The organism is Rhodanobacter sp. DHB23 (assembly GCF_014842975.1).
Classification (GTDB): Bacteria; Pseudomonadota; Gammaproteobacteria; order Xanthomonadales; family Rhodanobacteraceae; genus Rhodanobacter_A.
The window spans coordinates 90,471-115,187 of the sequence record NZ_JACYXK010000024.1 but is presented as its reverse complement, the minus strand read 5'-3'; the positions used below and the strand labels follow the sequence as shown (position 1 = coordinate 115,187).

Annotated in this window: 21 protein-coding genes; 16 read left to right on the top strand and 5 right to left on the bottom strand. The window is 68.5% G+C overall.

Annotation, left to right across the window (positions count from 1 at the left end; translation table 11 throughout):
• Positions 1 to 40 precede the first annotated feature (40 nt).
• The 9 genes from IHE47_RS06880 to IHE47_RS06840 all read left to right on the top strand — a co-directional run bounded on the left by IHE47_RS06880 (position 41) and on the right by IHE47_RS06840 (position 11,411).
• Positions 41 to 1,717, top strand: coding sequence for a ShlB/FhaC/HecB family hemolysin secretion/activation protein (locus tag IHE47_RS06880; protein ID WP_192105141.1), 1,677 nt, complete (start codon positions 41 to 43; stop codon positions 1,715 to 1,717).
• Position 1,718: 1 nt separating this feature from the next.
• Entirely contained in the window at positions 1,719 to 2,561 is an 843-nt protein-coding gene (locus tag IHE47_RS06875; RefSeq protein WP_192105140.1) for a sulfotransferase, read from the top strand.
• A gap of 91 nt (positions 2,562 to 2,652) precedes the next feature.
• Positions 2,653 to 4,047, top strand: a complete 1,395-nt coding sequence (gene cycA / locus IHE47_RS06870) for a D-serine/D-alanine/glycine transporter (RefSeq protein ID WP_192105139.1) — start codon at positions 2,653 to 2,655, stop codon at positions 4,045 to 4,047.
• 4 nt (positions 4,048 to 4,051) lie between these two features.
• Positions 4,052 to 4,984 (top strand): peptidylprolyl isomerase, encoded by a 933-nt coding sequence (locus IHE47_RS06865; protein WP_192105138.1) that lies wholly within the window; start codon positions 4,052 to 4,054, stop codon positions 4,982 to 4,984.
• Between the two features lie 194 nt (positions 4,985 to 5,178).
• Positions 5,179 to 5,754 (top strand): rRNA adenine N-6-methyltransferase family protein, encoded by a 576-nt coding sequence (locus tag IHE47_RS06860; RefSeq protein WP_192105137.1) that lies wholly within the window; start codon positions 5,179 to 5,181, stop codon positions 5,752 to 5,754.
• A gap of 732 nt (positions 5,755 to 6,486) precedes the next feature.
• A complete protein-coding gene (locus IHE47_RS06855) occupies positions 6,487 to 7,137 on the top strand; it encodes a PadR family transcriptional regulator (RefSeq protein WP_192105136.1) in 651 nt (216 codons plus the stop codon).
• Between the two features lie 14 nt (positions 7,138 to 7,151).
• Positions 7,152 to 7,934: a siderophore-interacting protein gene (locus tag IHE47_RS06850; RefSeq protein ID WP_192105207.1), complete on the top strand. Its 783-nt coding sequence runs from the start codon at positions 7,152 to 7,154 to the stop codon at positions 7,932 to 7,934.
• A gap of 125 nt (positions 7,935 to 8,059) precedes the next feature.
• Complete coding sequence (locus IHE47_RS06845) at positions 8,060 to 10,189, top strand: AsmA family protein (RefSeq protein ID WP_192105135.1); 2,130 nt, start codon at positions 8,060 to 8,062, stop codon at positions 10,187 to 10,189.
• Positions 10,190 to 10,481: 292 nt separating this feature from the next.
• Complete coding sequence (locus tag IHE47_RS06840) at positions 10,482 to 11,411, top strand: DMT family transporter (RefSeq protein WP_192105134.1); 930 nt, start codon at positions 10,482 to 10,484, stop codon at positions 11,409 to 11,411.
• 43 nt (positions 11,412 to 11,454) lie between these two features.
• Here IHE47_RS06840 and IHE47_RS06835 read toward each other — a convergent pair whose 3' ends face one another.
• Positions 11,455 to 12,354, bottom strand: a complete 900-nt coding sequence (locus IHE47_RS06835; protein WP_192105133.1) for a LysR family transcriptional regulator — start codon at positions 12,352 to 12,354, stop codon at positions 11,455 to 11,457.
• 114 nt (positions 12,355 to 12,468) lie between these two features.
• Here IHE47_RS06835 and IHE47_RS06830 point away from each other — a divergent pair, with 114 nt between their 5' ends.
• Complete coding sequence (locus IHE47_RS06830; RefSeq protein WP_192105132.1) at positions 12,469 to 13,110, top strand: NAD(P)-dependent oxidoreductase; 642 nt, start codon at positions 12,469 to 12,471, stop codon at positions 13,108 to 13,110.
• Here IHE47_RS06830 and IHE47_RS06825 read toward each other — a convergent pair.
• From IHE47_RS06825 to IHE47_RS06810, 4 genes are all read right to left on the bottom strand, one after another.
• Complete coding sequence (locus IHE47_RS06825; RefSeq protein WP_192105131.1) at positions 13,104 to 13,739, bottom strand: cytochrome c; 636 nt, start codon at positions 13,737 to 13,739, stop codon at positions 13,104 to 13,106. The genes IHE47_RS06830 and IHE47_RS06825 overlap by 7 nt on opposite strands.
• Before the next feature lie 10 nt (positions 13,740 to 13,749).
• The gene (locus tag IHE47_RS06820; protein ID WP_192105130.1) at positions 13,750 to 14,877 is read right to left on the bottom strand and encodes a copper resistance protein B; all 1,128 of its coding nucleotides are present in this window, start codon (positions 14,875 to 14,877) and stop codon (positions 13,750 to 13,752) included.
• Entirely contained in the window at positions 14,874 to 16,685 is a 1,812-nt protein-coding gene (locus IHE47_RS06815; RefSeq protein WP_192105129.1) for a copper resistance system multicopper oxidase, read from the bottom strand. Before IHE47_RS06815 ends, IHE47_RS06820 begins: the two co-directional genes overlap by 4 nt.
• 88 nt (positions 16,686 to 16,773) lie before the next feature.
• Positions 16,774 to 17,121, bottom strand: coding sequence for a hypothetical protein (locus IHE47_RS06810; RefSeq protein WP_192105128.1), 348 nt, complete (start codon positions 17,119 to 17,121; stop codon positions 16,774 to 16,776).
• 258 nt (positions 17,122 to 17,379) lie between these two features.
• Here IHE47_RS06810 and rlmJ point away from each other — a divergent pair, with 258 nt between their 5' ends.
• The 6 genes from rlmJ (at position 17,380) to IHE47_RS06780 (ending at position 24,661) form a co-directional block, all read left to right on the top strand.
• Positions 17,380 to 18,303 carry a 23S rRNA (adenine(2030)-N(6))-methyltransferase RlmJ gene (gene rlmJ / locus IHE47_RS06805; protein ID WP_192105127.1) on the top strand — a complete coding sequence of 308 codons (924 nt, stop codon included), beginning with the start codon at positions 17,380 to 17,382 and terminating at the stop codon, positions 18,301 to 18,303.
• A gap of 43 nt (positions 18,304 to 18,346) precedes the next feature.
• The gene (locus IHE47_RS06800) at positions 18,347 to 18,847 is read left to right on the top strand and encodes a Slp family lipoprotein (RefSeq protein WP_192105126.1); all 501 of its coding nucleotides are present in this window, start codon (positions 18,347 to 18,349) and stop codon (positions 18,845 to 18,847) included.
• 31 nt (positions 18,848 to 18,878) lie between these two features.
• Positions 18,879 to 19,421, top strand: coding sequence for a tRNA (N6-threonylcarbamoyladenosine(37)-N6)-methyltransferase TrmO (gene tsaA, locus IHE47_RS06795; protein WP_192105125.1), 543 nt, complete (start codon positions 18,879 to 18,881; stop codon positions 19,419 to 19,421).
• A gap of 100 nt (positions 19,422 to 19,521) precedes the next feature.
• Positions 19,522 to 20,124: a GNAT family N-acetyltransferase gene (locus tag IHE47_RS06790; protein ID WP_192105124.1), complete on the top strand. Its 603-nt coding sequence runs from the start codon at positions 19,522 to 19,524 to the stop codon at positions 20,122 to 20,124.
• Positions 20,125 to 20,244: 120 nt separating this feature from the next.
• Positions 20,245 to 23,832 (top strand): transcription-repair coupling factor, encoded by a 3,588-nt coding sequence (gene mfd, locus IHE47_RS06785; RefSeq protein ID WP_192105206.1) that lies wholly within the window; start codon positions 20,245 to 20,247, stop codon positions 23,830 to 23,832.
• 94 nt (positions 23,833 to 23,926) lie between these two features.
• Complete coding sequence (locus IHE47_RS06780) at positions 23,927 to 24,661, top strand: class I SAM-dependent methyltransferase (RefSeq protein ID WP_192105123.1); 735 nt, start codon at positions 23,927 to 23,929, stop codon at positions 24,659 to 24,661.
• The last annotated feature ends 56 nt before the right edge of the window (positions 24,662 to 24,717 follow it).

Below are 24,717 nucleotides of genomic sequence, written 5' to 3'. Positions count from 1 at the left end.
ACTCGCCTCCTTCTCCCTTACGCCTTACGGATACCTGCCTGTGACCCGTTCCATCACGTTGCGCTTGTCGCCACTCGCCATGGCCCTGCTGGCCGCCCCTGCGTTCGCGCAGCAGGTGCCACCCAGCAGCGGTCAACTGCTGCAGCAGGCACAGCCTTCACAGCATCTGCTGCCCCGCAGTGATACGGGTGTGCAGATCCAGAATCCCGGGACCACGCATGCCAGCGACAACACCCCTTTCGAGGTGAGGCGGATCGTTGTCGACGGCAATACGGTATTCGATACCCGGACGCTGCACGCGTTGGTCGCCGATGGCGAAGGCCACACGCAGACGCTCGCCACGCTTGCCGTGCTCGCGCAACGCATCACCGACTACTACCACGCCCATGGCTATCCATTGTCCCGCGCCGTCATACCGGCGCAGGCACTGGATGGAGGCGTGGTGCGCTTCAAGATTGTCGAAGCGCGCTACGACCAGGTGGCGGTGAGCAACCACAGCCGCGCCCGGACGAGCCTGCTTGACGCCACCCTGGCCCCGCTGCAGGCCGGACAGGCGGTGACGCAGGAATCCCTCGATCGCCAGTTGTTGTTGTTGAACGACCTGCCGGGCGTGCAGGGGCATGCCATCCTGAGTCCTGGCAGCGCGCCCGGAACCAGCAACCTCGACGTCGAGGCCCAGCCGTTGCCGCCCGTAACCGGCAATCTCACACTGGACGATGGGGGTGACCGCTATACCGGCCGTCTCCGTCTCGGCGGCAACGTGGCCGTGAACAATCTTGCAGGCCTCGGCGACCAGCTCAGCGCAGGCGCCCTGGTTTCCGACGGGCACATGCATTACGGCCACCTGGCCTACGACCTTGCGCTCAACGGCGCCGGCACCCGGTTCGGACTTGCGTACTCCGCGCTCGCCTACCGGCTGGGCGACAACCTGTCGGACCTGGATGCCCGTGGCCACGCCACCGAAGCCAGTGCGTGGCTGCTCCAGCCTGTCGTGCGCAGCCCCGACACGAACCTCAGTGTCCGGCTCGAGGTCGACAACCGCCATCTGGCCGACGACACCGGCAGCATCGGCGTGCACAACGACCGCCATTCGTGGGACTGGACAGCCAGCAGCACGTTCGACCACCGCGATGATTGGGGTGGTGGCGGCGTGACGCAGGCGCAGTTGTCGGCGACGCACGGACAATTGGCGTTCGACAATCCCGCGGCCAGGGCGGCTGACGCGGTGACCGCGGACACCCAGGGCCACGAGCTGCATTGGGACGGCAACCTGAGCCGCCTGCAGACGATCACCGCCACGACGCGCCTGTACCTGTCGCTCACTGGCCAGTACAGCCACCGCAACCTGGACAGCTCCGAGCAGGTCCTGCTCGGCGGCATGCAGAGCGTGCGCGGCTACGACGTGAGTACGCTGGCCGGCGCTTCCGGATACCTGGCCACGGTGGAGCTGCGCCATGACCTGGGCCTGCCGGGCGGCGCCTGGCAAGGCAGCCTGTTCGTCGACCAGGGCGGCCTGTGGATCAACCCGCAGCCATGGGCCGGCGATACTGGCGGCAACCATGCCTCGTTGAGCAGCGCCGGCGTGGGGCTGAACTGGGCCGGCCCCGGGCAATGGGTGGCACAGGTCCAACTGGGGCAGCCCATAGGCAGCACGCCGGAACTGGCAGGCAAGCGTCCGTCCACGCGTGCGTGGATGCAGATCAGCAAGGGGTTCTGACGTGGCAGGAAGCGCTTTCGTCGGCGTCACCGGTCTCCCGCGCGCGGGTTCGACCCTGCTGTGCCAGCTGCTTGCACAGCACCCGGAGATCCAGTGCGAAGGACACAGTTCGCCACTGTGCAACACGCTGCTCGGCATCCGGCGGATGATCAGCGACGACCAGTTCTTCCTGTCGCAACTCGATACCTCGTTCGAGACGAGCTACGCGCACCTTGCCGCGGCCATGCAGGGGTTTCTGCGCGGGTGGCACCACGACAGCGGCGCACACCGGGTGGTGGTCGACAAGAACCGCGCCTGGCTGCATGCGATCGAACTGCTACTGCACATCGAACCGGAAGCCCGACTGATCGTCTGCCTGCGGGAACTCGGACAGGTCTACGGGTCGATCGAGGCGCAGCACCAGCGCACGATACTGGTGGACTTCAACGACCACCTGGCGGACTACGACCGCTTCGGTCGTGCCGATGCGTTGTTCGCGAAAGACCGGGTGATCGGCGCCCCCCTCGTCTCGCTCCAGGCGGTGCTGGATCTTCCCCCGGCCGTGCAGCAACGCCTGTACTTCGTGCGCTTCGAGGATCTGGTGACGCAACCGGTGAAGTGCATGTCGCACCTGCACGCGTGGCTGGGGGTATCGCCCTGCGAAATCGATCCCGAACGGATCGCCGCGGGAATGCACGAAAGCGACAGCCACTACCGGATGAAGTACCCGCACCGGCGATTCACCCGCATCGTCGCGCCCACGCCGCACCCCGTGCCGCCGCGGATCCAGAAGCAGATCGAGACGGTGTGGGCATGGTTCTACCGGCTTTACTACGGCGAAAAGACGACGCCCGTCCAAGACTAGCCGGGGCGGGTTTGCGCGAACTCAGTCGGCACTTTCAAGAAACCGGATGTTTCTTCTATGGTGACGGCTCACTCCCGACCATGGCGCCCGCATGTCCGCACCCACGCAACAGCCGGACCACCTGAGGCGCAGCCTCTCCAACCGCCACCTGCAGCTGATCGCCCTCGGCGGCGCGATCGGCACCGGCCTGTTCATGGGCTCGGGCAAGACCATCAGCCTGGCCGGGCCGTCGATCCTGCTGGTGTACCTGATCATCGGCGTGATGCTGTTCTTCGTGATGCGCGCGATGGGCGAGCTGCTGCTGTCGAACCTGGAGTACAAGTCGTTCATCGACTTCTCCACCGACCTGCTCGGGCCGTGGGCCGGTTTCTTCTGCGGCTGGACGTACTGGTTCTGCTGGATCGTCACCGCGATCGCCGAGGTGATCGCGATCGCCTCCTACGCGCAGTTCTGGCTGCCGCATCTGGCGCCGTGGATACCGGCGCTGCTGTGCGTGTTGCTGCTGCTCGGCCTGAACCTGGCGACGGTGAAGATGTTCGGCGAGCTGGAGTTCTGGTTCGCGCTGATCAAGATCATCGCCATCGTCGCGCTGATCGTGGTCGGCTTCGCGCTGGTAGCCTGGGGCTTCCATTCGCCGGCGGGGAACAAGGCTACGCTGGCCAACCTGTGGAACGACGGCGGCCTCTTCCCGCATGGACTGTCGGGTTTCTTCGCCGGCTTCCAGATCGCGGTGTTCGCCTTCGTCGGCATCGAGCTGGTCGGCACCACCGCCGCCGAGACCGCCGACCCGCGGCGCAACCTGCCGAAGGCGATCAACTCGATCCCGGTGCGCATCATCATCTTCTACGTGCTGGCGCTGGCGGCGATCATGGCGGTGACGCCGTGGCACCTGGTCGAGGCGGACAAGAGCCCGTTCGTGGAACTGTTCGTACTGGCCGGCGTGCCGGCGGCGGCCAGCCTGATCAATTTCGTGGTGCTGACCTCGGCCACCTCTTCGGCCAACAGCGGCATGTTCTCCACCAGCCGCATGCTGTACGGCCTGGCCGACGAAGGCCATGCGCCCAAGGCATTCGCGCGCCTGTCGAAGGCCGCGGTGCCGTCGCTGGGCCTGCTGTTCTCCTGCTTCTGCCTGCTGCTGGGCGCGGCGCTGATCTACCTCGTGCCCAACCTGGTCACCGCGTTCACCCTGGTCACCACGCTGTCCGCCGTGCTCTTCATGTTCGTGTGGTCGCTGATCCTGTGCGCGTACATGGCCTACCGCCGCAAGCGCCCGCAGCAGCATGCCGACTCGGCGTACAAGATGCCCGGCGGCGTGTTCATGTGCTGGGTGTGCCTGGCGTTCTTCGCCTTCGTGCTGGTGCTGCTCTGCCTGCGGGCCGATACCCGCGCCGCCCTGCTGGCCAGCCCGGTGTGGTTCGTGCTGCTGGGGATCGGCTACGCGTGGAAGGGCCGGCGCGGCGGCAAGCCCATTCCCAAAGGGGAGTAAATCCATGATTCGATCCGCCCCGCTTGCCCTGGCGCTTGCCTGCGCCCTGGCCACGTCGCCTTCATACGCCGCGCAGGACAAGCCCACGCCCAGCGCGAAGGAGTTGCTGGATGCGTCCAAGCCTGCCGAATGGCGCACGCCCGACCCGGCCAACCTGCTCTACATGCAGTTGCCCGCGGGCCGCGTGGTGATCGAGCTGGCGCCGGACTTCACCCCGCTGCATGCGCAGAACATCCGCACCCTGGTCAGCCAGCACTACTTCGACGGCCTGGCCATCGTGCGCGTGCAGGACAACTTCGTCACCCAGTGGGACGACCCGGACGGCGACGACGGCGGCGACAAGGCGAAGATGCACCCGCTGGGCAAGGCCAAGGCCACCCTGCCGCCGGAATTCACCCGCGCCATCGACCCGAAGCAACCGTGGACGCCGCTGCCCGACGGCGACATCTACGCGCCACAGGTCGGTTTCTCCGAAGGCTTCCCGGTGGCGCGCGACCCGGCCAGCGGCAAGGAATGGCTGGTGCAGTGCTACGGCATGGTCGGCGTGGGGCGCGACGTGCCCCCGGACAGCGGCAACGGCAATGCGCTGTACGCCGTCATCGGCCAGGCGCCGCGCCGCCTGGACCACAACCTGGCGGTGGCCGGCCGCGTGCTGCAGGGCATGCAGTACCTGTCGGCGCTGCCGCGCGGCACCGGGCCGATGGGTTTCTACGAAAAGGCCGGCGAGCGCACGCCCATCCTGTCGGTGAAACTGGCCTCCGAGCTGCCCGCCGCGGAGCGCGAACAGATCCAGGTGCTGCGCACCGGAAGCCCCACCTTCGCCGCACTGATCGATGCCGCGCGCCATGGCCACAACACGTTCTATCCCACGCCGGTGGGCAAGGTCGGCATCTGCGACATCCACGCGCCGGTGCGGGTGGACGGGAAGCCGCTGTGACGAGGCGCGCCATCGCAGAAGCTAGCCCCATGTCCCGTCATTCCCGCACGAACGACGTCGGCACTCCGGCGCACGGCGGCAAGCCGGATGGCGGCTTGGGCGTGATGCCTGGCAGGGCGGCATAACCGTATCCGAACATCCGGCCAGCCCCTTCAGGTTATGGTGGTTTCCATGCGCCAACCGGCTCTCCGTCCATGTCACTGAATGACACCATGCACCTGCTGCGCGCCTGGCTGCGCGACCCGCGCAGCGTGGGCGCGCTGGCGCCTTCCGGTCCCGCGCTGGCACGGCTGATGACCGCCCATGTCGACCACGCGCACGGCCCGGTGATCGAACTCGGCCCAGGCACCGGCGTCTTCACCAGGGCCCTGCTGGAGCGCGGCCTGCCCGGGCACCGGCTGGTGCTGGTGGAAACCGATGCCGTGCTGGCCGCCACGCTGGCCCGGCGTTACCCGCACGCCCGCGTGCTGCGCATGGACGCCGCCCGGCTGGGCGATTCCTCGCCATTGTTCGGCGACGAGCGCGCCAGCGCCGTCATCAGCGGCCTGCCCCTGCTGTCCATCCCCGCCGACAAGGTCGCCGCCATCGTCGAGGGCGTGTTCGAGCGCCAGCTGCAATCCGACGGCGCGCTCTACCAGTTCACCTACGGGCTGCGTTGCCCGGTACCGCGCGCGTTGCGGCAGCGGCTGGGCCTGCAGGCCGAACGCGTCGGCGGGGCATGGCTCAATCTGCCACCGGCCTGGGTCTGGCGGATCCGGCGGAAGGGTTAGCCCCGCCGTACGATTTCGTGAGCGACAGAGCGGTTTCGTGCGCCTGTCGGCGCCCGAGCCACTTCCTCTTGGCGTGCTAAAGAGAAAGCAGCCCAGGAGAAAGGGCTCCCCGCGAAAAGCAGCGCGCTCCCGCGCGCAGAAGCAAACGGCCAAAGCAGTTGCGTGGCTGTTGCTCGTCATTCCAGCGAAAGCCGGACAAGCGCGAAGCACGCAGAACGCCCGCAGGGCGGCCCCGAAGGGGCGAGGGTAGCGAGTCATGCTGTGACGTTGATTTTTAGTGCCAAGGCACTGGATGACTCGCTGCGCTCGCCCTTGCAGGGCCAGCCTTCGGCTGTTCAACGCTCGCGTAGCTCGCTTTTGTCCGGCCTTCGCCGGGATGACAGATGTGGAGTGCTCGCGTGCCTCAGCTTCCAGATACGGCGCGGCATGGCGGCGGCGGAGGTCGTGTCGCGTAATGCCGTTCCAACATCCTCGAAACAGCAGGCTTGTAATTCCGGCGGATTAAGCAAGGCCATTTCTCTTGGTTACTTCTCTTTGGGCCAGCAAAGAGAAGTGACTCGGTCGCCGGCAGGCGATCGAAAGCCCGCCGCAGGCGAGCCAAGTCGCAGAAGCGCAGGATTGTCGCGGGCATCCGCCCCAAACCACCTTGCGAAAAATTCCCACCGCACCCTTGCAAAAGACATATCTTCGATATATCGTAATTCCACAAATTCGATATATCGGAGACATATCATGCGAATGCACCACTTCTTCCAGCACATCCGCAACCACCACCATCACCACGGCTTCCGCCTCTTCGACCTGGAAGGCGACGAACACGGCTTCCACGCCGGCCGCCACGGCCCCTTCGACGGCGAACGCGGCGACGACGCCTTCGGCGGCTGGAACGGCCTGCGCGGCGGCGGACGTCGCGGCGGCGGCCGCATGTTCGGCCACGGCGACCTCAAATTGATCCTGCTGGCCTTGATCGAGCAGCAGCCACGCCACGGCTACGAACTGATCCGCATGATCGAGGAGATGTTCCACGGCCAGTACACGCCCAGCCCCGGCGCGATCTACCCCACCCTCGCCATGCTGGAGGACATGGGCTACGCCTCGGTGGAGAACGAGGCCGGCAACCGCAAGCTGTACGCGATCACCGACGAGGGCCGTGCCTTCCTCGATGAGAACCGCGCCGCGGTGGATGCGGCCAACGCCCGCACCGAGCAAAGCGCCAGGCTGGCGGCGAAGATGGCCGCCCCGATGCGCGTGCGCAAGGCCATGCATGCGCTCAAGCACGCGATGCTGATGCGCGTCAGCTGGGACAAGGCCGAAGCCGAGCGCGTGGCCGCGATCCTCGAACGCGCCGCCAGCGAAATCGCCAGCAAGGGAGCACAGGAATGACGCCCGCCGCCACGCTGGAACGGCATGTCCACCAGCGCCTGCGCCACGACGTCGTGCTGCGCAGGCTGGCCGTGCTCCGCGTCGAGCGGCTCACCCCGCACATGCAGCGCGTGACGTTCGGCGGCGCCGAATTGCGCGGCTTCCACAGTGCCGCGCCCGACGACCACGTGAAGCTGTTCCTGCCCAACCGCGACGGCGAACTCGTGTTGCCCACGCTGGGCGCCAACGGCATCGAATTCCCCGCCGGCCGCGAACCCTCGCCGATGCGCGACTACACGCCGCGCCACCATGACGCCACGCGCGGCGAGCTGGTGGTCGACTTCGTGCTGCACGGCGACGGCCCTGCCTCGCATTGGGCCGAACAGGCCGCGCCGGGGCAGCACATCGGCGTCGGCGGTCCGCGCGGCTCGCACGTGATCGCCGGCGACTTCGACCACTACGTGCTGGCCGGTGATGAAACCGCCCTGCCCGCGATCAGCCGCTGGCTGGAGGAAATGCCCGCCGGCATGCGCGCCACCGCACTGATCGAAGTCCCCGCGGCCGCCGATCGCCAGGTGCTGTTCACGCGCGCCAACGTCGATATCCGCTGGTTCGAGCGCGATGCCGCGCATGGCGAATCGCTGGAACACGCGTTGCACGGACTACCCGCCATCGAAGGCGACTGCTTCTGGTGGATCGCCACCGAGTCGGGCCGCGCCCGCGCGATGCGCCAGTCGCTGGAGCAACGCGGCGTGCCGAAGGACTGGATCAAGGCCACCGGCTACTGGAAGGCCCACGCAGACGACGACACGGAGTGATCGCCGCATGAACAAACGATGAGCTGAATCGGGCGACCACTACAAAATCTTGCCACGCCATCGGCTAAGCCTGCCGCATCACCATCGCCAACATGTGCCGCCCCGGCGGCCACAGGGAGACGATCATGAAGTGCAGGCACCCATGGCTGACCTGGATCATCGTTGCGCCCGTGACGTTGCTCATCGTGCTGACCTCGGCCCTGGTGATCACGCTGTCGCTGTTCGACTGGAACCGGCTGAAGCCGACCATCGATGCGCAGGCCAGTACGGCCATCGGCCGCGCGTTCGCGATCAACGGCAACCTCGGCGTGGCATGGCTGCGCGATCCGCAATCGCAAGGCTGGCGCGCCTGGATGCCGTGGCCACACGTCGTGGCGAACGACATTTCCGTCGCGAACCCGGCGTGGACGAAGCAGCCGCAATTCGCGCATCTCGACGCGTTGCGCTTCAGCCTGTCGCCGCTGGACCTGCTGCAACACCGCGTGCGCATCCCCACCCTGCAGTTGGTGAACCCCAGCGTGGACCTGGAGCGCGACGCGCAAGGCCACGCCAACTGGACGTTCGAGCTGCCACAAGGCGGCACGCCCTCCGCGTGGACGGTGGATCTCGGCGCCATCGGCTTCGACGCCGGCCGGATCGCGCTGGACGACGCCAGCGGCCACGTGAAGATCGATGCGCGGATCGAACCGCTGCAGCAGGCGATTCCCTACGACCAGATCGTGGTGCAGGCAACGGCGGATGCACGCACGCAGGCGGTGAGCAGCGCCGGCCGCAACGCTGGCAAGACGATGGACAAAGGTGACGAGCAGGAGCAGACCGGCGGCACGAATGCACAACCGTCCAGCTACCAGTTCGCGTGGAGCGCGAAAGGCAGCTATCAGGGCGCGCCGCTGGACGGCAGCGGCAGGATCGGCGCCGTGCTGGCCTTGCAGCAGGCCAACCAGCCGTTCCCGCTGCAGGCTAAGCTGCGCATCGGAGACACCCACATCGCCCTGGTCGGCACGCTCACCGATCCGGTGCATCTAGGCGCGCTGGACCTGCGCCTGTGGCTAGCCGGCTCCAGCATGGCGAAGCTCTATCCCATCCTCGGCGTGACCCTGCCCGACACGCCGGCCTACGCCACGCGCGGCCGGCTCACTGCCACGCTGGGGCGCAACGGCAGCCACTTCGGTTATCACGGTTTCCGTGCGCACGTGGGCGGCAGCGACATCGCCGGCGACATCGACTACGTCACCGGCGGCGCGCGGCCCAAACTCAGCGGCAAGCTGCAGGGCACCCAGCTGCGTTTCGCCGACCTCGCGCCGCTGGTCGGCGGCGGCGGCTCCAGTACCACCGCGCCGCCGCCCGCCGCCTCGGACCGCGTGCTGCCCACGCAGTCCTTCCGCACCGACCGCTGGAAGGCGATGGATGCCGACGTGAGCTTCGCCGCCGGACGCATCGAACACGGCCCCTCGTTGCCGATCCAGTCGCTGTCCACGCACCTGGTGATGGACGACGGCGTGCTGACGCTGGATCCGCTGCGCTTCGGCGTGGCCGGCGGCCAGGTGGACGGCAGGCTGCGCATCGACGGTAGCACCGCGCCGATGCGCGGCACGCTGCAGCTGGGCGTGCGCCACCTGCGCATCGAGCAGTTGTCGCAGAGCTTCGCGGCGATGCGCAGCAGCCTCGGCGAGATCAACGGCGACGCCGCGCTGGACGCGCGGGGCAACTCCGTGGCTGCCCTGCTCGGCAGCGCCAGCGGCCAGTTGCGGCTGCTGATGAACAACGGCGCGATCAGTCGCAATCTGCTGGAAATGGCCGGCCTCAACGTGGGCAACATCGTGCTGGGCAAGCTGTTCGGCGACAAGACGGTGCAGATCGACTGCGCCGCCAGCGACCTGGTGGGGAAGGATGGCCTGTTCAGCACGCGGCTGTTCGTGTTCGACACGCAGGACGCGCTGATCAACGTCAACGGCACGGTGAACTTCGCCGACGAGAAGCTCGACCTCGACGTGGTCCCGCACACCAAGGGCGTCCGCCTGTTCACGCTGCGCTCGCCGCTGTACGTGCACGGCACATTCAAGCAACCCGACGTCGGCGTGCACACCGGCCCGTTGATCGCGCGCGGCGCGGGTGCGCTGGCGCTGGGCGTGGTCGCCACGCCGGTCGCGGCGCTGCTGGCGCTGGTCGCCCCCAGCCATGGCGACGGCGGCGTCGATACCTGCGGCACGGTGTTGCAGCAGATGCGCTCGCCCGCGGGCAAGGCCACGCACTGAACAGTTTCGCTTCCCCTGCGTGCACCTGATCAGCGTCGAGTCTCAGTCGTGCCATGTGCTGTCTCCCTCCCCTGCGTGCAGGGGAGGGCCGGGGTGGGGTCAAGCTCTGGCGAAAGCCATCCATGAGCGTCTTTCGCAAGGTTCCACCCCCTCCCAACCTCCCCCTGCACGCAGGGGGAGGAGCAGATCAGCTCACCGCTGGGACTCGACGCTGATCAGGTGCGTGCAGGGACGGGAGTCCACCGTGCGCTCCCCTTACAATGTGCGCCCCCATCCCGGTAGCGCACACTCCATGCAACCCGTCAGCAAGGCCCGTTTGCAGATCCACTTCTGCGTCCTGCTGTGGGGCTTCACCGCGATCCTCGGCAAGCTGATCAGCCTGCCGGCGCTGCCGCTGGTGTGGTGGCGCGTGCTGCTGGTGACGGCGGCGCTGCTGCTGGTACCGCGCGTGTGGCGCGGGCTGCGCGCGATGCCGGCGCGCCTGCGCTGGGCCTACGCCGGCATCGGCGTGCTGGTGTCGCTGCACTGGCTCACCTTCTACGCCGCGATCAAGCTCGCCAACGCCTCGGTGGGCGCCACCTGCATGGCGCTGGGGCCGGTGTTCCTGGCCTTCGTGGAACCGTGGATCGCCAGGCGCAAATTCGATCCGCGCGAGATGCTGATCGGCGTCGCGGTGGTGCCCGGCGTGGCGATGGTGGTGGGCGGCGTGCCCGCGGGCATGCGCATGGGCATCGCGGTGGGCGTGGTCTGCGCGCTGCTGGTCGCGGTGTTCAGTGCCTTCAACAAGCGCATGGTGGAACACGGCGACCCGCTCACCATCACCTGCATCGAGCTGGGCGCCGGCACCGTCTTCCTCGGCCTGCTCGCTCCGCTGCTGCCGCACGCCGGCCCCGCCTTCGTGCTGCCGGACCTGCACGACACGCTGTTGCTGCTCGCGCTGGCCTTCGGCTGCACCCTGCTGCCGTTCGCGCTGGCGCTGGTCGCGCTGCGCCACCTCAGCGCCTTCGGCGTGCAGATGGTGACCAACCTGGAACCGGTCTATGCGATCGTGCTGGCGATACCGCTGCTCGGCGAGCAGCGCCAGCTGGACGGCTGGTTCTATGCCGGCGTGGCGGTGATCCTGGCCGCGGTGTTCGCGCATCCGCTGCTCCACCGCAAGCGCGGCGAAGCGGAGCAGCCGGAGCTGCTGGGCGTCGCCGAGGGCCACAACATCGTCGAGTAGTGCCGGCTCCGCCGCCGGGACCGGCCGCCGCTGCGGCGGCCTTTTACTCCGCTCGTTCCGCAAGGCTCGTGCGCAGGTGGTCGATGAAAGCCCGCACCTTCGCGGGAGCATGCAGCCCCGCGTAGACCGCGTGGAAGCTGCCTTCGGGCAGGCGCTGGGCGGGCAACAGGTGCTCGAGGCGGCCGGCCGCCAGGTCGGCCTGCACCATGAAATCCGGCAGCACCGCGATGCCAGCCCCGGCCAGCGCCATCGCATGCACGGCCGCCGCGCTGTCGGCCATGGCGCGGCGCGCCAGGCGCACGCGGGCCTGGCTGCCGTTGCGCGCGGTGAAGGTCCAGTTCGCGGGCGAGCTGAGCACCGAGAGCAGGATCGCGTCGTGCTGCGCCAGCTCCGGCGGCCGGCGCGGCCTTCCGCGCGCATCGAGATAGGCCGGCGCCGCCACCAGCAACTGGCGGAAGCCGGACAGGCGCACCGCGTGCAGACCCGAGTCACGCAGCGGGCCGCCGCGGATCGCCAGGTCGAAGCGGCCGCCGATCAGGTCGCTGATGCCGTCGTCCAGCACCAGCTCGGCGCTCACCTCGGGACAGGCCCGCAGGAAACTGGCCAGTGCGGGCGCCACCACCATCGCGCCGTAGTTCACCGGCGCCGTGAGGCGCAGCGTGCCGCGCGGGGTCTCGCGGTTTTCGCCCACGCGCGCGATCGCCGCCTCGGCCTCGCCCAGGATGCGCACGCAGTCGGCATGGAACACGGTGCCGGCTTCGGTCAACGTCATCCGCCGCGTGCTGCGCACCAGCAGCGCCACGCCCAGCTCGCGTTCCAGCCGCGCCAGGTGCTGGCTCACCATCGCCTTGGTCAGGCCCAGCTGTTCCGCCGCCGCGGTGAACGAACCGGCGCGCACCAGCGCCACGAACACCGCCAGCCGGTTGAGATTGACCTCGCCCATGCGCTCTCCCAACTGTCAATCCGCACTTTACAGTGAATTCCATCATGGGCGGTTTATCGCATGAATGGGAGGGCGCATGCTGTGTCCCGTTCCCTCATCCACTGGAGACTTTCCATGCGCATTGCATTGTTCGGCGCCACCGGCCACCTCGGCCACGCCATCCTCGACGAAGCGCTGGCGCGCGGCCACGACGTGACCGCCATCGTGCGCGATCCGTCACGCCTGTCCACGCACCACGCCAGGCTCACGGTCGTCGCCGGCGACGTGGCGCGGCCGGAAACCTGGCTGCCCGCCGTGCATGGCAGCGATGCCGTGGTGGCCAGCCTGTCCGCCCGCCGCGACGGCAACCCGGACAGCCTGCCTGCCAACGCACGCCTGCTGCTCGACCAGTTGCCCGCGGCCGGCGTGCCACGCCTGGTCTGGGTGGGTGGCGCCGGCAGCCTGGAAACCGCGCCGGGCGTGCGCGTGCTCGACGATCCGAACTTCCCGGCGGCATGGAAGGCCGAGGCCGAGGCACAGGGCCGTGCGCTGGAAATCTTCCGCGCCAGCACCTCGCCGATCGCCTGGACTTACATCAGCCCCGCCGCGCTGATCGAGGACGGCGAGCGCAGCGGCCATTACCGCATCGGCGGTGACCAGTTGCTGGTCGATGCCGCGGGCTCGAGCCGCATCAGCGTGGCGGACTATGCCATCGCCCTGCTCGACCGCGCCGAGAAAGGCGACGCCCCGCGCCGCCGCATCACCGTGGCCTACTGAGCCGGTTTCGGCACGGAAGCCGGCGCGGCGGCACTGGCCGCGCCGGCCGGCATGGTCATGTCGCCCATGTCGCCACCGGCATGCTCGTGATGGTCGTCCATGCCCATGTCGTCGTCCGGCGGCGCCTTGGCCACGATGGCCTTGTATTGAGTGGGCGTCATGCCGGGCAGTTCCTGCAGGAAAGCCACCATGCTCCATATCGTGGCGTCGTCGTGGCTGGAGCCCCAGGCCGGCATCGCGCTCATCTTGATGCCGTGCTTGATGACCCAGAATGCGACTTTCGGATCGACGCGCTGCTGCGCCAGGTTCGGCGGTTGCGGATAGAGGCCGGGGCGGATTTCGGAATCGCGCATGCCCGGCGCGAGGTGACAGCCGGTGCACATGGCCGCGTACTGGCCCGCGCCCTTGAGGATCCGTTGCGGATCGTCGAGGTTCGGTACGACGAGGTTTTCCGCGCGCGCATGGATGGAGCGGTCGCGCAGGGTTGCAAGCAAGACATAGGTGGGCTTCCAGTGCTGCGCATCGGCGCCGATGTCGTAAAGCCCCGACCAGACCCAAGCCATACCACCAAAGGCCAGTACCACAAGTGTGGCTGCGACAACCAGCGTGCGTTCGGCGTTTCTCTTCATGGCGGGATCCTCAGAACCAGAAGCGCAGGCCAGCGACCAACTGCCGGTCGAAGACGGGTTGATGCGCGTCGCGGGTGAAGTCGGCCGTGTCGCCGTAGCGCTGCGTCCACACCACGCCGACATACGGCGCGAACTGCCGGCGGATCTCGTAGCGCAGGCGCAGCCCGAACGTGGCATCGGACAGGCCGCTGCCAAGCCGGTGTTGCGGATCGGCCTTGCCGTAGAAGTTCAGCTCGAACTCCGGCTGCAGGATCAACCGCTGCGTGAACAGCAACTCGTAATCGGCCCGCAGGCGCGCCGCGGTGCGGCCCGACGAAGCCGCGTAGGCCGTGGCCTGCAGCTCGAACCAGTACGGCGCCAGCCCCTGCACGCCGAACGCCAGCCATTGCCGCGAAGGACCGCCGCCGAAGTCGTTGCGCACGCCGAGCTGGGTGTCCCAGTACGTCGCCACGGCATGGCTCCACAGCGCCTCGACGTCGCTGTCGTCGAACGAGCCGCCTTTCCGCTCGCCCTCGCTGCGCAGCCACAGCTTGTCGGCATCGGTGCCGTACCAGCCCTCCATTTCCCACGACTGGCCGTTGCCGTGCAGGCCGTCGAAGGCTTCGAGCTGGTCGATGCGCAGCATGCCCAGCGATCCGGCATCGCGCATGTCCATGCCGGCCATGTCGCCGTAACCGATGCCGTCGGAATAGTCGGCGCTGCGCGCATCCGCCGGCGCGGTGCCCCCTTGCATGCGCATGGGCGGCATCGCATGCATGTCGTGCGACGGGTCGTGGCCCATGCCGGGCATCGTGGGCATGTCCATGCCGCCCATGTCCGTGCCTGTGCTGCTGGCCGGCGCAGGCGCGGCCTGCCCGGCTTGCGTGGCCGGCTTCGCCTGCGCGGCCGGGTCGTGTGTCATGCCGAGCATCGACGACATGCCCATGCCGCCCATGTCCATGGCCGTGTTGCTCGCGGATGCTGGCCGAGGCTGTCCTGTCTGCGATACAGGCTTGCCCGGGCCCTGCGTCATGCCCGGCATCGACGACATGTCCATGCCCGTGCCGCCCGCCGGCGCCGGCGCGGTCTGCTGCGCCAGTGCCGTCAATGAAACCGACAGCGCGACGCAGGCCAGGCTGTTGCGGATGAATGCGCTCATGACACCACCACCTCGCGCATCATCCCGGCCCCCATGTGGTAGAGCATGTGGCAGTGATACGCCCAGCGGCCCAGCGCGTCGGCGGTGACGCCGTAGGCGATGCGCTGCGCGGGTTGCACGTTGACGGTGTGCTTGCGCACCTGGAACTGGCCGTCCGGGCTTTCCAGCTCGCTCCACATGCCGTGCAGGTGCACGGGGTGGTTCATCATGCTGTCGTTGACCAGCACCAGCCGTAGCCGCTCGCCGGCACGGAAATGCACGGGCCTGGCGTCGGAGAACTTCACGCCGTCGAACGACCACTGGTAGCGCCGCATGTTGCCGGTGAGGTGCAGCTCGATCTCGCGGCTTGGCTCGCGCGTGTCCAATGAACCGCCGAGGGTGTGCAGGTCGGCGTAGGTGAGCACGCGGCGGCCGTTGTCGCGCAGGCCGGTGCCCGGGTCGTCGAGGTTGCTGCGCGGCGTGTCCACGCGCATGTCCACGCCGGGGTTGCGGTATTCCGTGCGGGCATGGCGTGTGTAACTCCCCTCTCCCTCCGGGTGAGGGACTGGGGGTGAGGGTTCGGTGGAACCGGCAACATCATGCTCCACCCGTACCCTCTCCCGCCCCCGGATCAAGTCCGGGGCAGGCTCTTCGGGCACCCTCTCCCGGGGGGAGAGGGGAAAGCCGCCCATCGCGCCCATCATGTCCATCATCGCCAGCGGCACGCGCGCATCCATCGCCGGCACCGGCGCGCTCATGCCTGCGCGCGGCGCCAGCGTGCCGCGGGCATAGCCGCTGCGGTCGATGGATTGCGCGAAGACGGTCCAGGCGCGGTCGTCCGCAGGTTCCACGATCACGTCGTAGGTCTCGGCCACGGCGATGCGGAACTCGTCCACGCTCACCGGCTCCACGTCCTGCCCGTCGGCCGCCACCACGGTCATCTTCAGGCCGGGGATGCGCACGTCGAAGATCGTCATCGCCGAGCCGTTGATGAAGCGCAGCCGCACCTTCTCGCCGCGTCGGAACAGGGCCGTCCAGTTGCCGGCGGGCGCGGCGCCGTTCATCAGGTAGGTGTAGGTGGCGCCACCCACGTCGGCGAGGTCGTTCGGGCTCATGCGCATCTGCTGCCACATGCGTCGCTCGGCCAGCGCCTGGCGCAGGCCCTGCGCGCGCATGTCGCGCAGGAAATCCGGCGCGGTGGGTTCGGCATGGTTGTAGTAGTCGCTTTGCTTCTTGAGGTGCGCGTAGATCGCCAGCGGATCCTCGTCCGTCCAGTCGGCCAGCATCACCACGTAGTCGCGCTCGGCGGGAAAACGCTCGCCGCCCGCCGGCTCGACCACGATCGGGCCGTACAGGCCGGTCTGCTCCTGGAAACCGGAATGGCCGTGGTACCAGTAAGTGCCGGTTTGCCGCACCGGGAAGCGGTAGGTGAACGTCTCGCCCGGCGCGATGCCGACGTAGCTGATGCCCGGCACGCCGTCCATGCCGGACGGCAACAGGATGCCGTGCCAGTGGATGGAGCTGGGCACGCGCAGGCGATTGGTCACGCGCAAGGTCACCGTGTCGCCTTGCCGCCAGCGCAGCAGCGGCGCGGGCAACTGGCCGTTCACCACGGTGGCGACGCGCCTGCGTCCGGTGAAGTCCACCGGCAGCTCGGCTATGGACAGGTCGAATTGCGTGCCGCGCAACTCGCGTGGCGCGGCGCCCGTCGCCTGCGCGATGGATGCGCCTGCGCGCATCCCGAGGCCGGCGGCCACGCCACCCAGCATCAAACCCTGCACGAAACGTCGGCGCGACAGTCGCACGTCGCGCGAATCCAGTGTGTTCATTCTTCGCTCCTGTTGCGTGGCCGCGCACGCGGCCACCAGCCTGCGGGTGCAGGCGATCAGCCGAACGGGTCGGCGCGAACGGAGGGGATCAGGCCAGTGGCGGTCGCAACGGTGGCGCGTGCGCCAGATCGGGTGCCACGGCAGGCTGCGCCTGCCAGGCCAGCATGGCGAAACGCACGGCCCCGGCCGTCACGACCGGCAACGGCAGCGTCGCCGTCATGTGCGCGCAAGCGCAATCGGCATGCATGCCGTCCGCGTGCATCGGGGCAGGCGCATCGTGGTGATGTGTCATCGTCTTCATGGCGGGCATGCCCGCCATGCCGGCGCAGCAATCGGCTTTCGCGAACACCGCAGTGGCCAGGCCCAGCCACGCGCACAGCGCCAGCGCGAACAGCGCGCGGCAACGGCGCAAATGGTGGAGGACGGGACGGACCATGTACCGAGCATAGCCATGCAAGCCGCGCCCGCTCAACTCTGGAGCAGGCTCCGTGCGGCCGCACGCCTATACTTGGCCACTACTCGCCTCCCCTCTCCCTCCGGGAGAGGGGTTGGGGTGAGGGTTCGATCGAAGCGTGCTGCCGACATCTTCCGCAAATCACCATCACCGCGCTTCGCCCGAACCCTCTCCTGTCTGTCGGCACCCTCTCCCGCAGGGAGAGGGAATCACTCACAACGCTACCCGCGAACCACAATCATGAACTATCGCCACGCCTACCACGCGGGCAATTTCGCCGACGTACTCAAGCACGCCGTGCTGCTGGCGCTGATCGAGGCGCTCAAGCTCAAGCCCGCGCCGTTCTGCGTGATCGATACCCACGCCGGCAGCGGCTGCTATGCGCTGGACAGCAACGAAGCCGGCAAGACCGGCGAGTACAAGGACGGCATCGCGCGCCTGCTGTTCCCCGACCTCGGCAATGCCAGCCACGAACCGCTGCCGCCGCTGCTGCGCCGCTGGCTGGACGCCATCCTCGCGCTGCCCGGCAACGAGCACGGCCTGAAGCTCTACCCCGGTTCGCCCCTGCAGGCCGCACTGGCCATGCGCGACGCCGACAGCGCGCAACTGTGCGAACTGCATCCCGAGGAAGCCTCGCGGCTGCGCGAGCTGTTCCGCCGCGATGCGCGCGTGCACGTGCACGAACGCAACGGCTACGAGGCGCTGAAAGCGCTGCTGCCGCCCATGGAAAAGCGCGGCCTGGTGCTGATCGACCCGCCCTACGAGGCGCAGGAAGCCGAGTACCGCCTGATCGAGCACGCCTTGAAGGAAGCACTGCAACGCTGGCCCGGCGGCATCTACGCCATCTGGTACCCGATCAAGCGGCGCAGCCAGGTGCAGCCCTTCCTGCGCTGGCTCGCGCATTGCGGCGCGAAGCGCGTGCTGCGCGCGGAGCTGCTGCTGCACGGCGACGACTCGCCGCTGCGCCTCAACGGTACCGGCATGGCGATCATCAACGCCCCGTGGCAGCTCGACGAGACCCTGCGCGAACCGCTGCGCGCGATGGCCCGACTGCTTGCGCAGGAACGTCCCGCCGAATGGAAGCTGGACTGGCTGGTGGACGAAGCCGCCCCTGCGCCGCCGCCCAGAACCGCAAAGCTACCGCCCTCGCCGCGCCGTCGCTAAGCTCACTGCATCGCCGTTGCGATCTTCGCTACTGGAGTCCGCCATGCGCCTCATCGCCCGCACCCTCCTGCCCGCCCTGTTGCTCGGCCTCGCCGCCTGCGCACCCGCGCCGATCTACAAGGCCGCGCCGGGCACGCTCGCCGCCACGCCAGGCCAGGTGGCGCAAACGCCGGAACAATTCTCGCAAGGCCAGGTGATCTGGGGTGGCCGCGTGGTGGGCGTGCGCAACCTGCCCGACCACAGCGAAATCGAGGTGCTCGCCTATCCGCTCGACTCCTCGCAGCGCCCCCGGTTCGGCGCCGGCGCCAGCGGCCGCTTCATCGCCGTCGTACCCGGCTATGCCGAGCCGATGAACTACCCGGGCGGCGCGCCGATCACGGTCGATGGCCAGCTTGCCGGCACCCACGTCGGCAAGGTCGGCGAGGCCGACTACGTGTTCCCGCTGGTGAAGATCGCGCAATCGCATGTGTGGACGCCCGACGAAATGCGCAGCGGGCATCCGAACATCAGCTTCGGGGTGGGCGTGGGTGTCGGCATTCGTTGAAGCGGGCCAGCCGGCAAGCACGACCATGACCATGGATGAAGGCGTCGCCTTCACGGCCCACCCCATCGGCCACATGCGCTCCCCCTACGCGCGGCGCATCGACGCGCCGCACCAGTCGGTGGTGGTGGCGGGTACCGAGACGGGGGCCGAGGCGGAAGCGCGCATCGAGTTCGTCGATGGCCTGCCGGCCGAAGCGTTCCGCGACCTTGCCGGCTTCGAGCGGATCTGGCTGGTTTTCGTGTTCGACCGCAGCGAGGGCTGGAAGCCGCAGGTGCGGCCGCCGCGCGGTGGCGGCAAGCGCGGCGTGCTGGCCACGCGTTCGCCGCATCGACCGAATGCCATCGGGCTGTCGGCCGTCGAACTGGTCGCCGTCGAGGAACGGGCGTTGCGCGTGCGTGGCGTGGACCTGCTGGACGGCACCCCCATCCTGGACATCAAGCCCTACGTGCCTTACGCCGATGCCTTCCCCACCTCGCGCGCAGGCTGGATCGACGCCATCGACACGGCACAGGGCCGCCATTCCGCGCCCGGGCCGAAACGGCCGCGACGGCCTCCGGGCGGGTCCCAGGGCTGAACCGCAGAACATGTGCTCTTGCGCCAAATTGACGCAACAGCTTGCATCGTGACCGCAATCAAGCCATGCTGCATCGCACACAATACGCAAGAGTATTGATATGAACGCCGCCAGCCTGCGCTCCATGGCCTCGCATCCCTCCCTGTCTTCGCGCAGCAGCGAACGCCTCGCCCCCGCGTTCACCGTGCACACCGCCCATGGCGAACGCGTGCGCAGCCGCGACGGCCGCGAGCTGTGGCTGCGCGGGATCGAGCCGGGCGATGTCGCGACCTTGCAGCGCTGCTTCACCCGGCTGTCGCCGGAGGACATCCGCCGCCGCTTCCTGCACGCGATGTCCGAGCTGCCGGCACCGATGGCGCAGCGCCTGTGCAACATCGACCCGGCGCGCGAGACCGCCCTCGTGCTGGTGGACGAATCGGTGCGCCCGGCCGAAATCCGCGGCGTGGGCCGCATCTACGTGGACGAGGCCGCCGACAGCGCCGAGTTCTCGGTGATCGTCGAGCACGACTGGAGTCGCGTCGGCCTCGGTGCACTGCTGATGCAACGACTGGTGGACGATTGCCGCCAGCGCGGTCTCGCCGAGCTCTGGGGCTACGTGCTGCTGGAAAACCGCCCGATGCTGGAGCTGTGCCGGGAGCTGGGCTTCACCCAGCGCCTGATGATGGACGAGCCGGGCACGGCGCAGATCACGCTGAGGCTGTAAGAGCACCCTCTCCCCAACCCCGCTCCCGCAAGCGGGCGAGGGGCTTGAAAGCGCAGCGCGCTACACTTGCCCGCTTTCCCGGCGCGGTTCGACGTTCGCGCCACCAGCGCCGACGTGTCCATGCCCGCTCCGATACCGCATCCCCCGCTTCCCACCACCCCGAAACAGCGTCGCTACTGGACGCCGCCGCACGGCTCGTCGCGCGCCCTGCTGCTGGCGGAAGCCGCACGCTCGCATGCGGGCCTGCTGGTCGCGGTGACCCGCGATACCCAGCGCGCCTCGGCACTGGAAGACGAGCTGCGCCTCTTCGCTGGCGACCTACCGGTGCTGCATTTCCCGGACTGGGAAACCCTGCCCTACGACGTGTTCAGCCCGCACCCGGAGATCGTCTCGCAGCGCATCGCCACGCTGTACCGCCTGCCTGGTGTGAAGCGCGGCGTACTGGTGGTGCCGGTGGCCACGCTGATGCAGCGCATCGCGCCGCGCTCGCACATCACCGGCTCCGGCCTGGTGGTGGCGAAGGGTCAGAAGTTCGATCTCGCCACCGAGCAGCGCCGGCTGGAAGCCAGCGGCTACCGCAACGTGCCGCAGGTGGCCGAGCCGGGCGATTTCGCCGTGCGCGGCGCGCTGATCGACATCTACCCGATGGGCGCCGCCGAGCCGTATCGCGTCGAGCTGTTCGACGACGAGGTGGACTCCATCCGCAGCTTCGACCCGGAGACGCAGCGCTCGCAGCAGCCGGTGGAGAAGGTCGAGCTGCTGCCCGCGCGCGAGTTCCCGCTCACCGAGCAGGCGGCGAAGGATTTCCGCAGCGCCCTGCGCGACCGCTTCCCCATCGACGTGCGCCGCTGCCCGCTGTACCAGGACATGAAGGAAGGCGTGACGCCGGGCGGCATCGAGTACTACCTGCCGCTGTTCTTCCCTGCGAAGAGTCCGCACATGGATGCGCGGGGTGTTGCGGAGGCCAGTACAGGTACAGCCACGCTTTTTGATTACCTCGCCGACGACGCCCTGTTCGTGCTGGGCGAAGGTGCGGGCGACGCCAGCGAAATGTTCTGGACGCAGACCGGCGAACGCTACGACCAGCGCGCGCACGACATCGAGCGCCCGGTGCTGCCGCCGGCCGAGTTGTACCTCTCGCCCGAGCAGCTGCGCGAGCAGTTGAACAAGCGCCTGCGCGTGGAGATGGTGGACAGCGGCCACGCCCATGCGGTGGATGCCGGCACACTGCCGGCACCCGAGTTGCCGCTGAACCGCAAGGGCGAGGAACCGGGCACGTCGCTCAGGCATTTCCTCGAAAGCTACCCGGGCCGCGTGCTGGTCGCCGCGGATTCGGCGGGACGGCGCGAGGCACTGCTGGAAACGATGGCGGCGGCGGGGTTGAAGCCGCAGAACATCGAGAGCTGGTCGGCTTTTCTCCTCCCCCTGCAAGCAGGGGGAGGTCGGGAGGGGGTCAACCAACTTCACGGCAAGCCAGAGCAACCCCACCCCAACCCTCCCCTGCATGCAGGGGAGGGAGCCAAGTTCGCCATCACCATCGCCCCGCTGGAACAGGGCTTCGCCCTCAGGCAACCCGCGCTCACCGTACTCACCGAGCGCGAGCTGTTCGGCGAGCGCGTGCGCAGCGAGCGACGCCGGCGGCGCGGCGCGGCGCGCGATCCCGACACCATCATCCGCGACCTCACCGAGCTGTCCATCGGCTCGCCCATCGTGCACGTGGACCACGGCGTGGGCCGCTACCAGGGGCTGCTGTCGATGGAACTGGGCGGCATGGAAGGCGAGTTCCTGGTCATCGAGTACGCCAAGGGCGACAAGCTCTACGTGCCGGTGGCGCAGCTCGGCCTGGTCAGCCGCTACTCCGGCACCGCGCCGGAACTGGCGCCGATGCATTCGCTGGGCGGTGACGCGTGGGAGCGTGCACGCAAGAAGGCCGCCGAGAAGGTACGCGACGTGGCGGCGGAACTGCTGGCCATCTACGCACAGCGCGAGGCGCGCGGCGGCGAGTCCCTGCCCATCGACCGCCTGTTGGTCGAGGAATTCGGCGCCAGCTTCCCGTTCGAGGAAACGCCGGACCAGGAACAGGCCATCGCCGCCGTGCTCGGCGACCTCGCCGCGTCGCGCGCGATGGACCGCGTGATCTGCGGCGACGTGGGCTTCGGCAAGACCGAGGTGGCGCTGCGCGCCGCCTTCGCCGCGGCCACCGCAGGCAAGCAGGTGGCGGTGCTGGTGCCCACCACCCTGCTGGCGCAGCAGCACTACCGCAACTTCGCCGACCGCTTCGCCGACTGGCCGGTGAAGGTGGACGTGCTGTCGCGCTTCAAGTCCGCCAAGGAAGTGAACGAGGCGCTGAAGCGGCTGGCCGACGGCCAGATCGACGTGATCGTAGGCACGCACAAGCTGCTGCAGCCGGACATCAAGTTCAAGAACCTGGGCCTGGTCGTGGTGGACGAGGAACAGCGCTTCGGCGTGCGCCAGAAGGAGCAGCTGAAGAAGCTGCGCGCGGAAGTCGACCTGCTCACCATGACCGCCACGCCGATCCCGCGCACGCTGAACATGGCGATGAGCGGGCTGCGCGACCTCTCGCTGATCACCACGCCGCCCGCGCACCGCATGGTTGTGCGCACCTTCATCAGCGCGTGGGACCCGGCCACCATCCGCGAGGCGTTCCAGCGCGAGCTGCAGCGCGGCGGCCAGGTGTATTTCCTGCACAACGAAGTGGAGAGCATCGAGCGCACCGCGCGCGAGCTGGAGGAGTTGATTCCCGACGCGCGCATCGGCGTGGCCCACGGCCAGATGGCCGAGCGCGAGCTGGAGCGCGTGATGGCGGATTTCCACCGCCAGCGCTTCAACGTGCTGGTGTGCACCACCATCATCGAAACCGGCATCGACATCCCCACCGCCAACACCATCATCATCGACCGCGCCGACCGCTTCGGCCTGGCCCAGTTGCACCAGTTACGCGGCCGCGTGGGCCGCTCGCACCACCGCGCCTACGCCTACCTGATCGTGCCCGACCGCAAGGCGATCACCGCCGACGCCGAGAAGCGCCTCGAAGCGCTGGCCTCGCTGGAGGAACTCGGCGCCGGCTTCACCCTCGCCACGCACGACCTGGAAATCCGCGGCGCGGGCGAGCTGCTGGGCGACGAGCAGTCCGGCCAGATCCAGGAGATCGGCTTCGGCCTGTACACCGAGCTGCTGGATCGCGCCGTGCGCGCGCTGAAGAGCGGCAAGGTGCCTGACTTCGACCTGTCCTCCGAACACGAGACCGAAGTCGAGCTGCACCTGCCCGCGCTGATCCCCGACGACTACCTGCCCGACGTGCACACGCGCCTGACCCTGTACAAGCGCATCGCCAGCGCGCGCAACGAGGACGCGCTGCGCGACCTGCAGGTGGAGATGATCGACCGCTTCGGCCTGCTGCCCGAACCGACCAGGACCCTGTTCGCGCTGTCCGGCCTCAAGCTGATGGCCACGCCCTTGGGCATCCGCAAGCTCGACTTCGGCCCGAACGGCGGCCGCATCGTGTTCCGCGAAAAACCCGAGGTCGATCCGCTGGCGATCATCAAGCTGGTCCAGGGCCTGCCGCGCGTGTACAAGCTGGACGGCCAGGACAAGCTGCGCGTCACCCTCGACCTGCCCGGCGCCAGCGAACGCATCCGCAGCGCGCAGGAAGTGCTGGTGTTGCTGGGAGCACGGCGACCGGGTTGATCGCTGCACGCAGGACATCCGCATGACAGCCGTCACTGGATCGCCCCGGCACGGCACCGCATGCTGCGCCGTGCCATCACCCCGGAGGCGGATCATGCGGGAAGACCGGATCGAATCCACGCGCGGCGACCAACCACGCTTCGGCATCGACGCGCCCACGCTGGTGCTGGGTTTCGCCATCGGCGGCCCGCTGCTGGTCGCACTCAGTTTCATCGACTGGCTCGCCCAAGTGCAGGCACTGCTGTGGACGATACGCAACACCGGTCTGGTGCTGTGCCTCGAAGCGATCCTGATGACGTTGAGCAGCCTGTACGGCAAGCGCATCCTGCTGCGCCGCATGGTCGATTCGCTGGCCCTTCGCGGCGACGAACAGGCGCTGGACGTGGGTTGCGGACGCGGCATGCTGCTGCTGGAAACCGCCAGCCGCCTGCCGCGCGGCCGCGTCACCGGGCTGGATCTGTGGAGCACGCGCGACCAGAGCGGCAACGCCGCCGCGGCCACCGCGCGCAATGCCGAACTGGCCGGCCTGCGCGAGCGCGTGCAGATCGACACCGGCGACATGCGCCAGTTGCCCTATGCCGACGCCAGCTTCGACGTGATCGTCTCCAGCCTCGCCATCCACAACCTGCCCACCGAAACCGACCGCGAGCAGGCGGTGCGCGAGATAGTACGCGTGCTCAAGCCCGGCGGGCAGGTCGCCCTGCTCGACTTCCGCCGCACGGCGCACTACGCGCAGACGCTGCGCGAAGCCGGGCTCGACACCCGGCGCTCATGGCCGTTGTTCCTGATGTTTCCGTGGGTGTGGATCGTGCGCGGACGCAAGGCCTGAAAGCCTGTTCAATATCTCCGCGCAACCGTACGGGGATATTGGCGGACGAGCTCTTG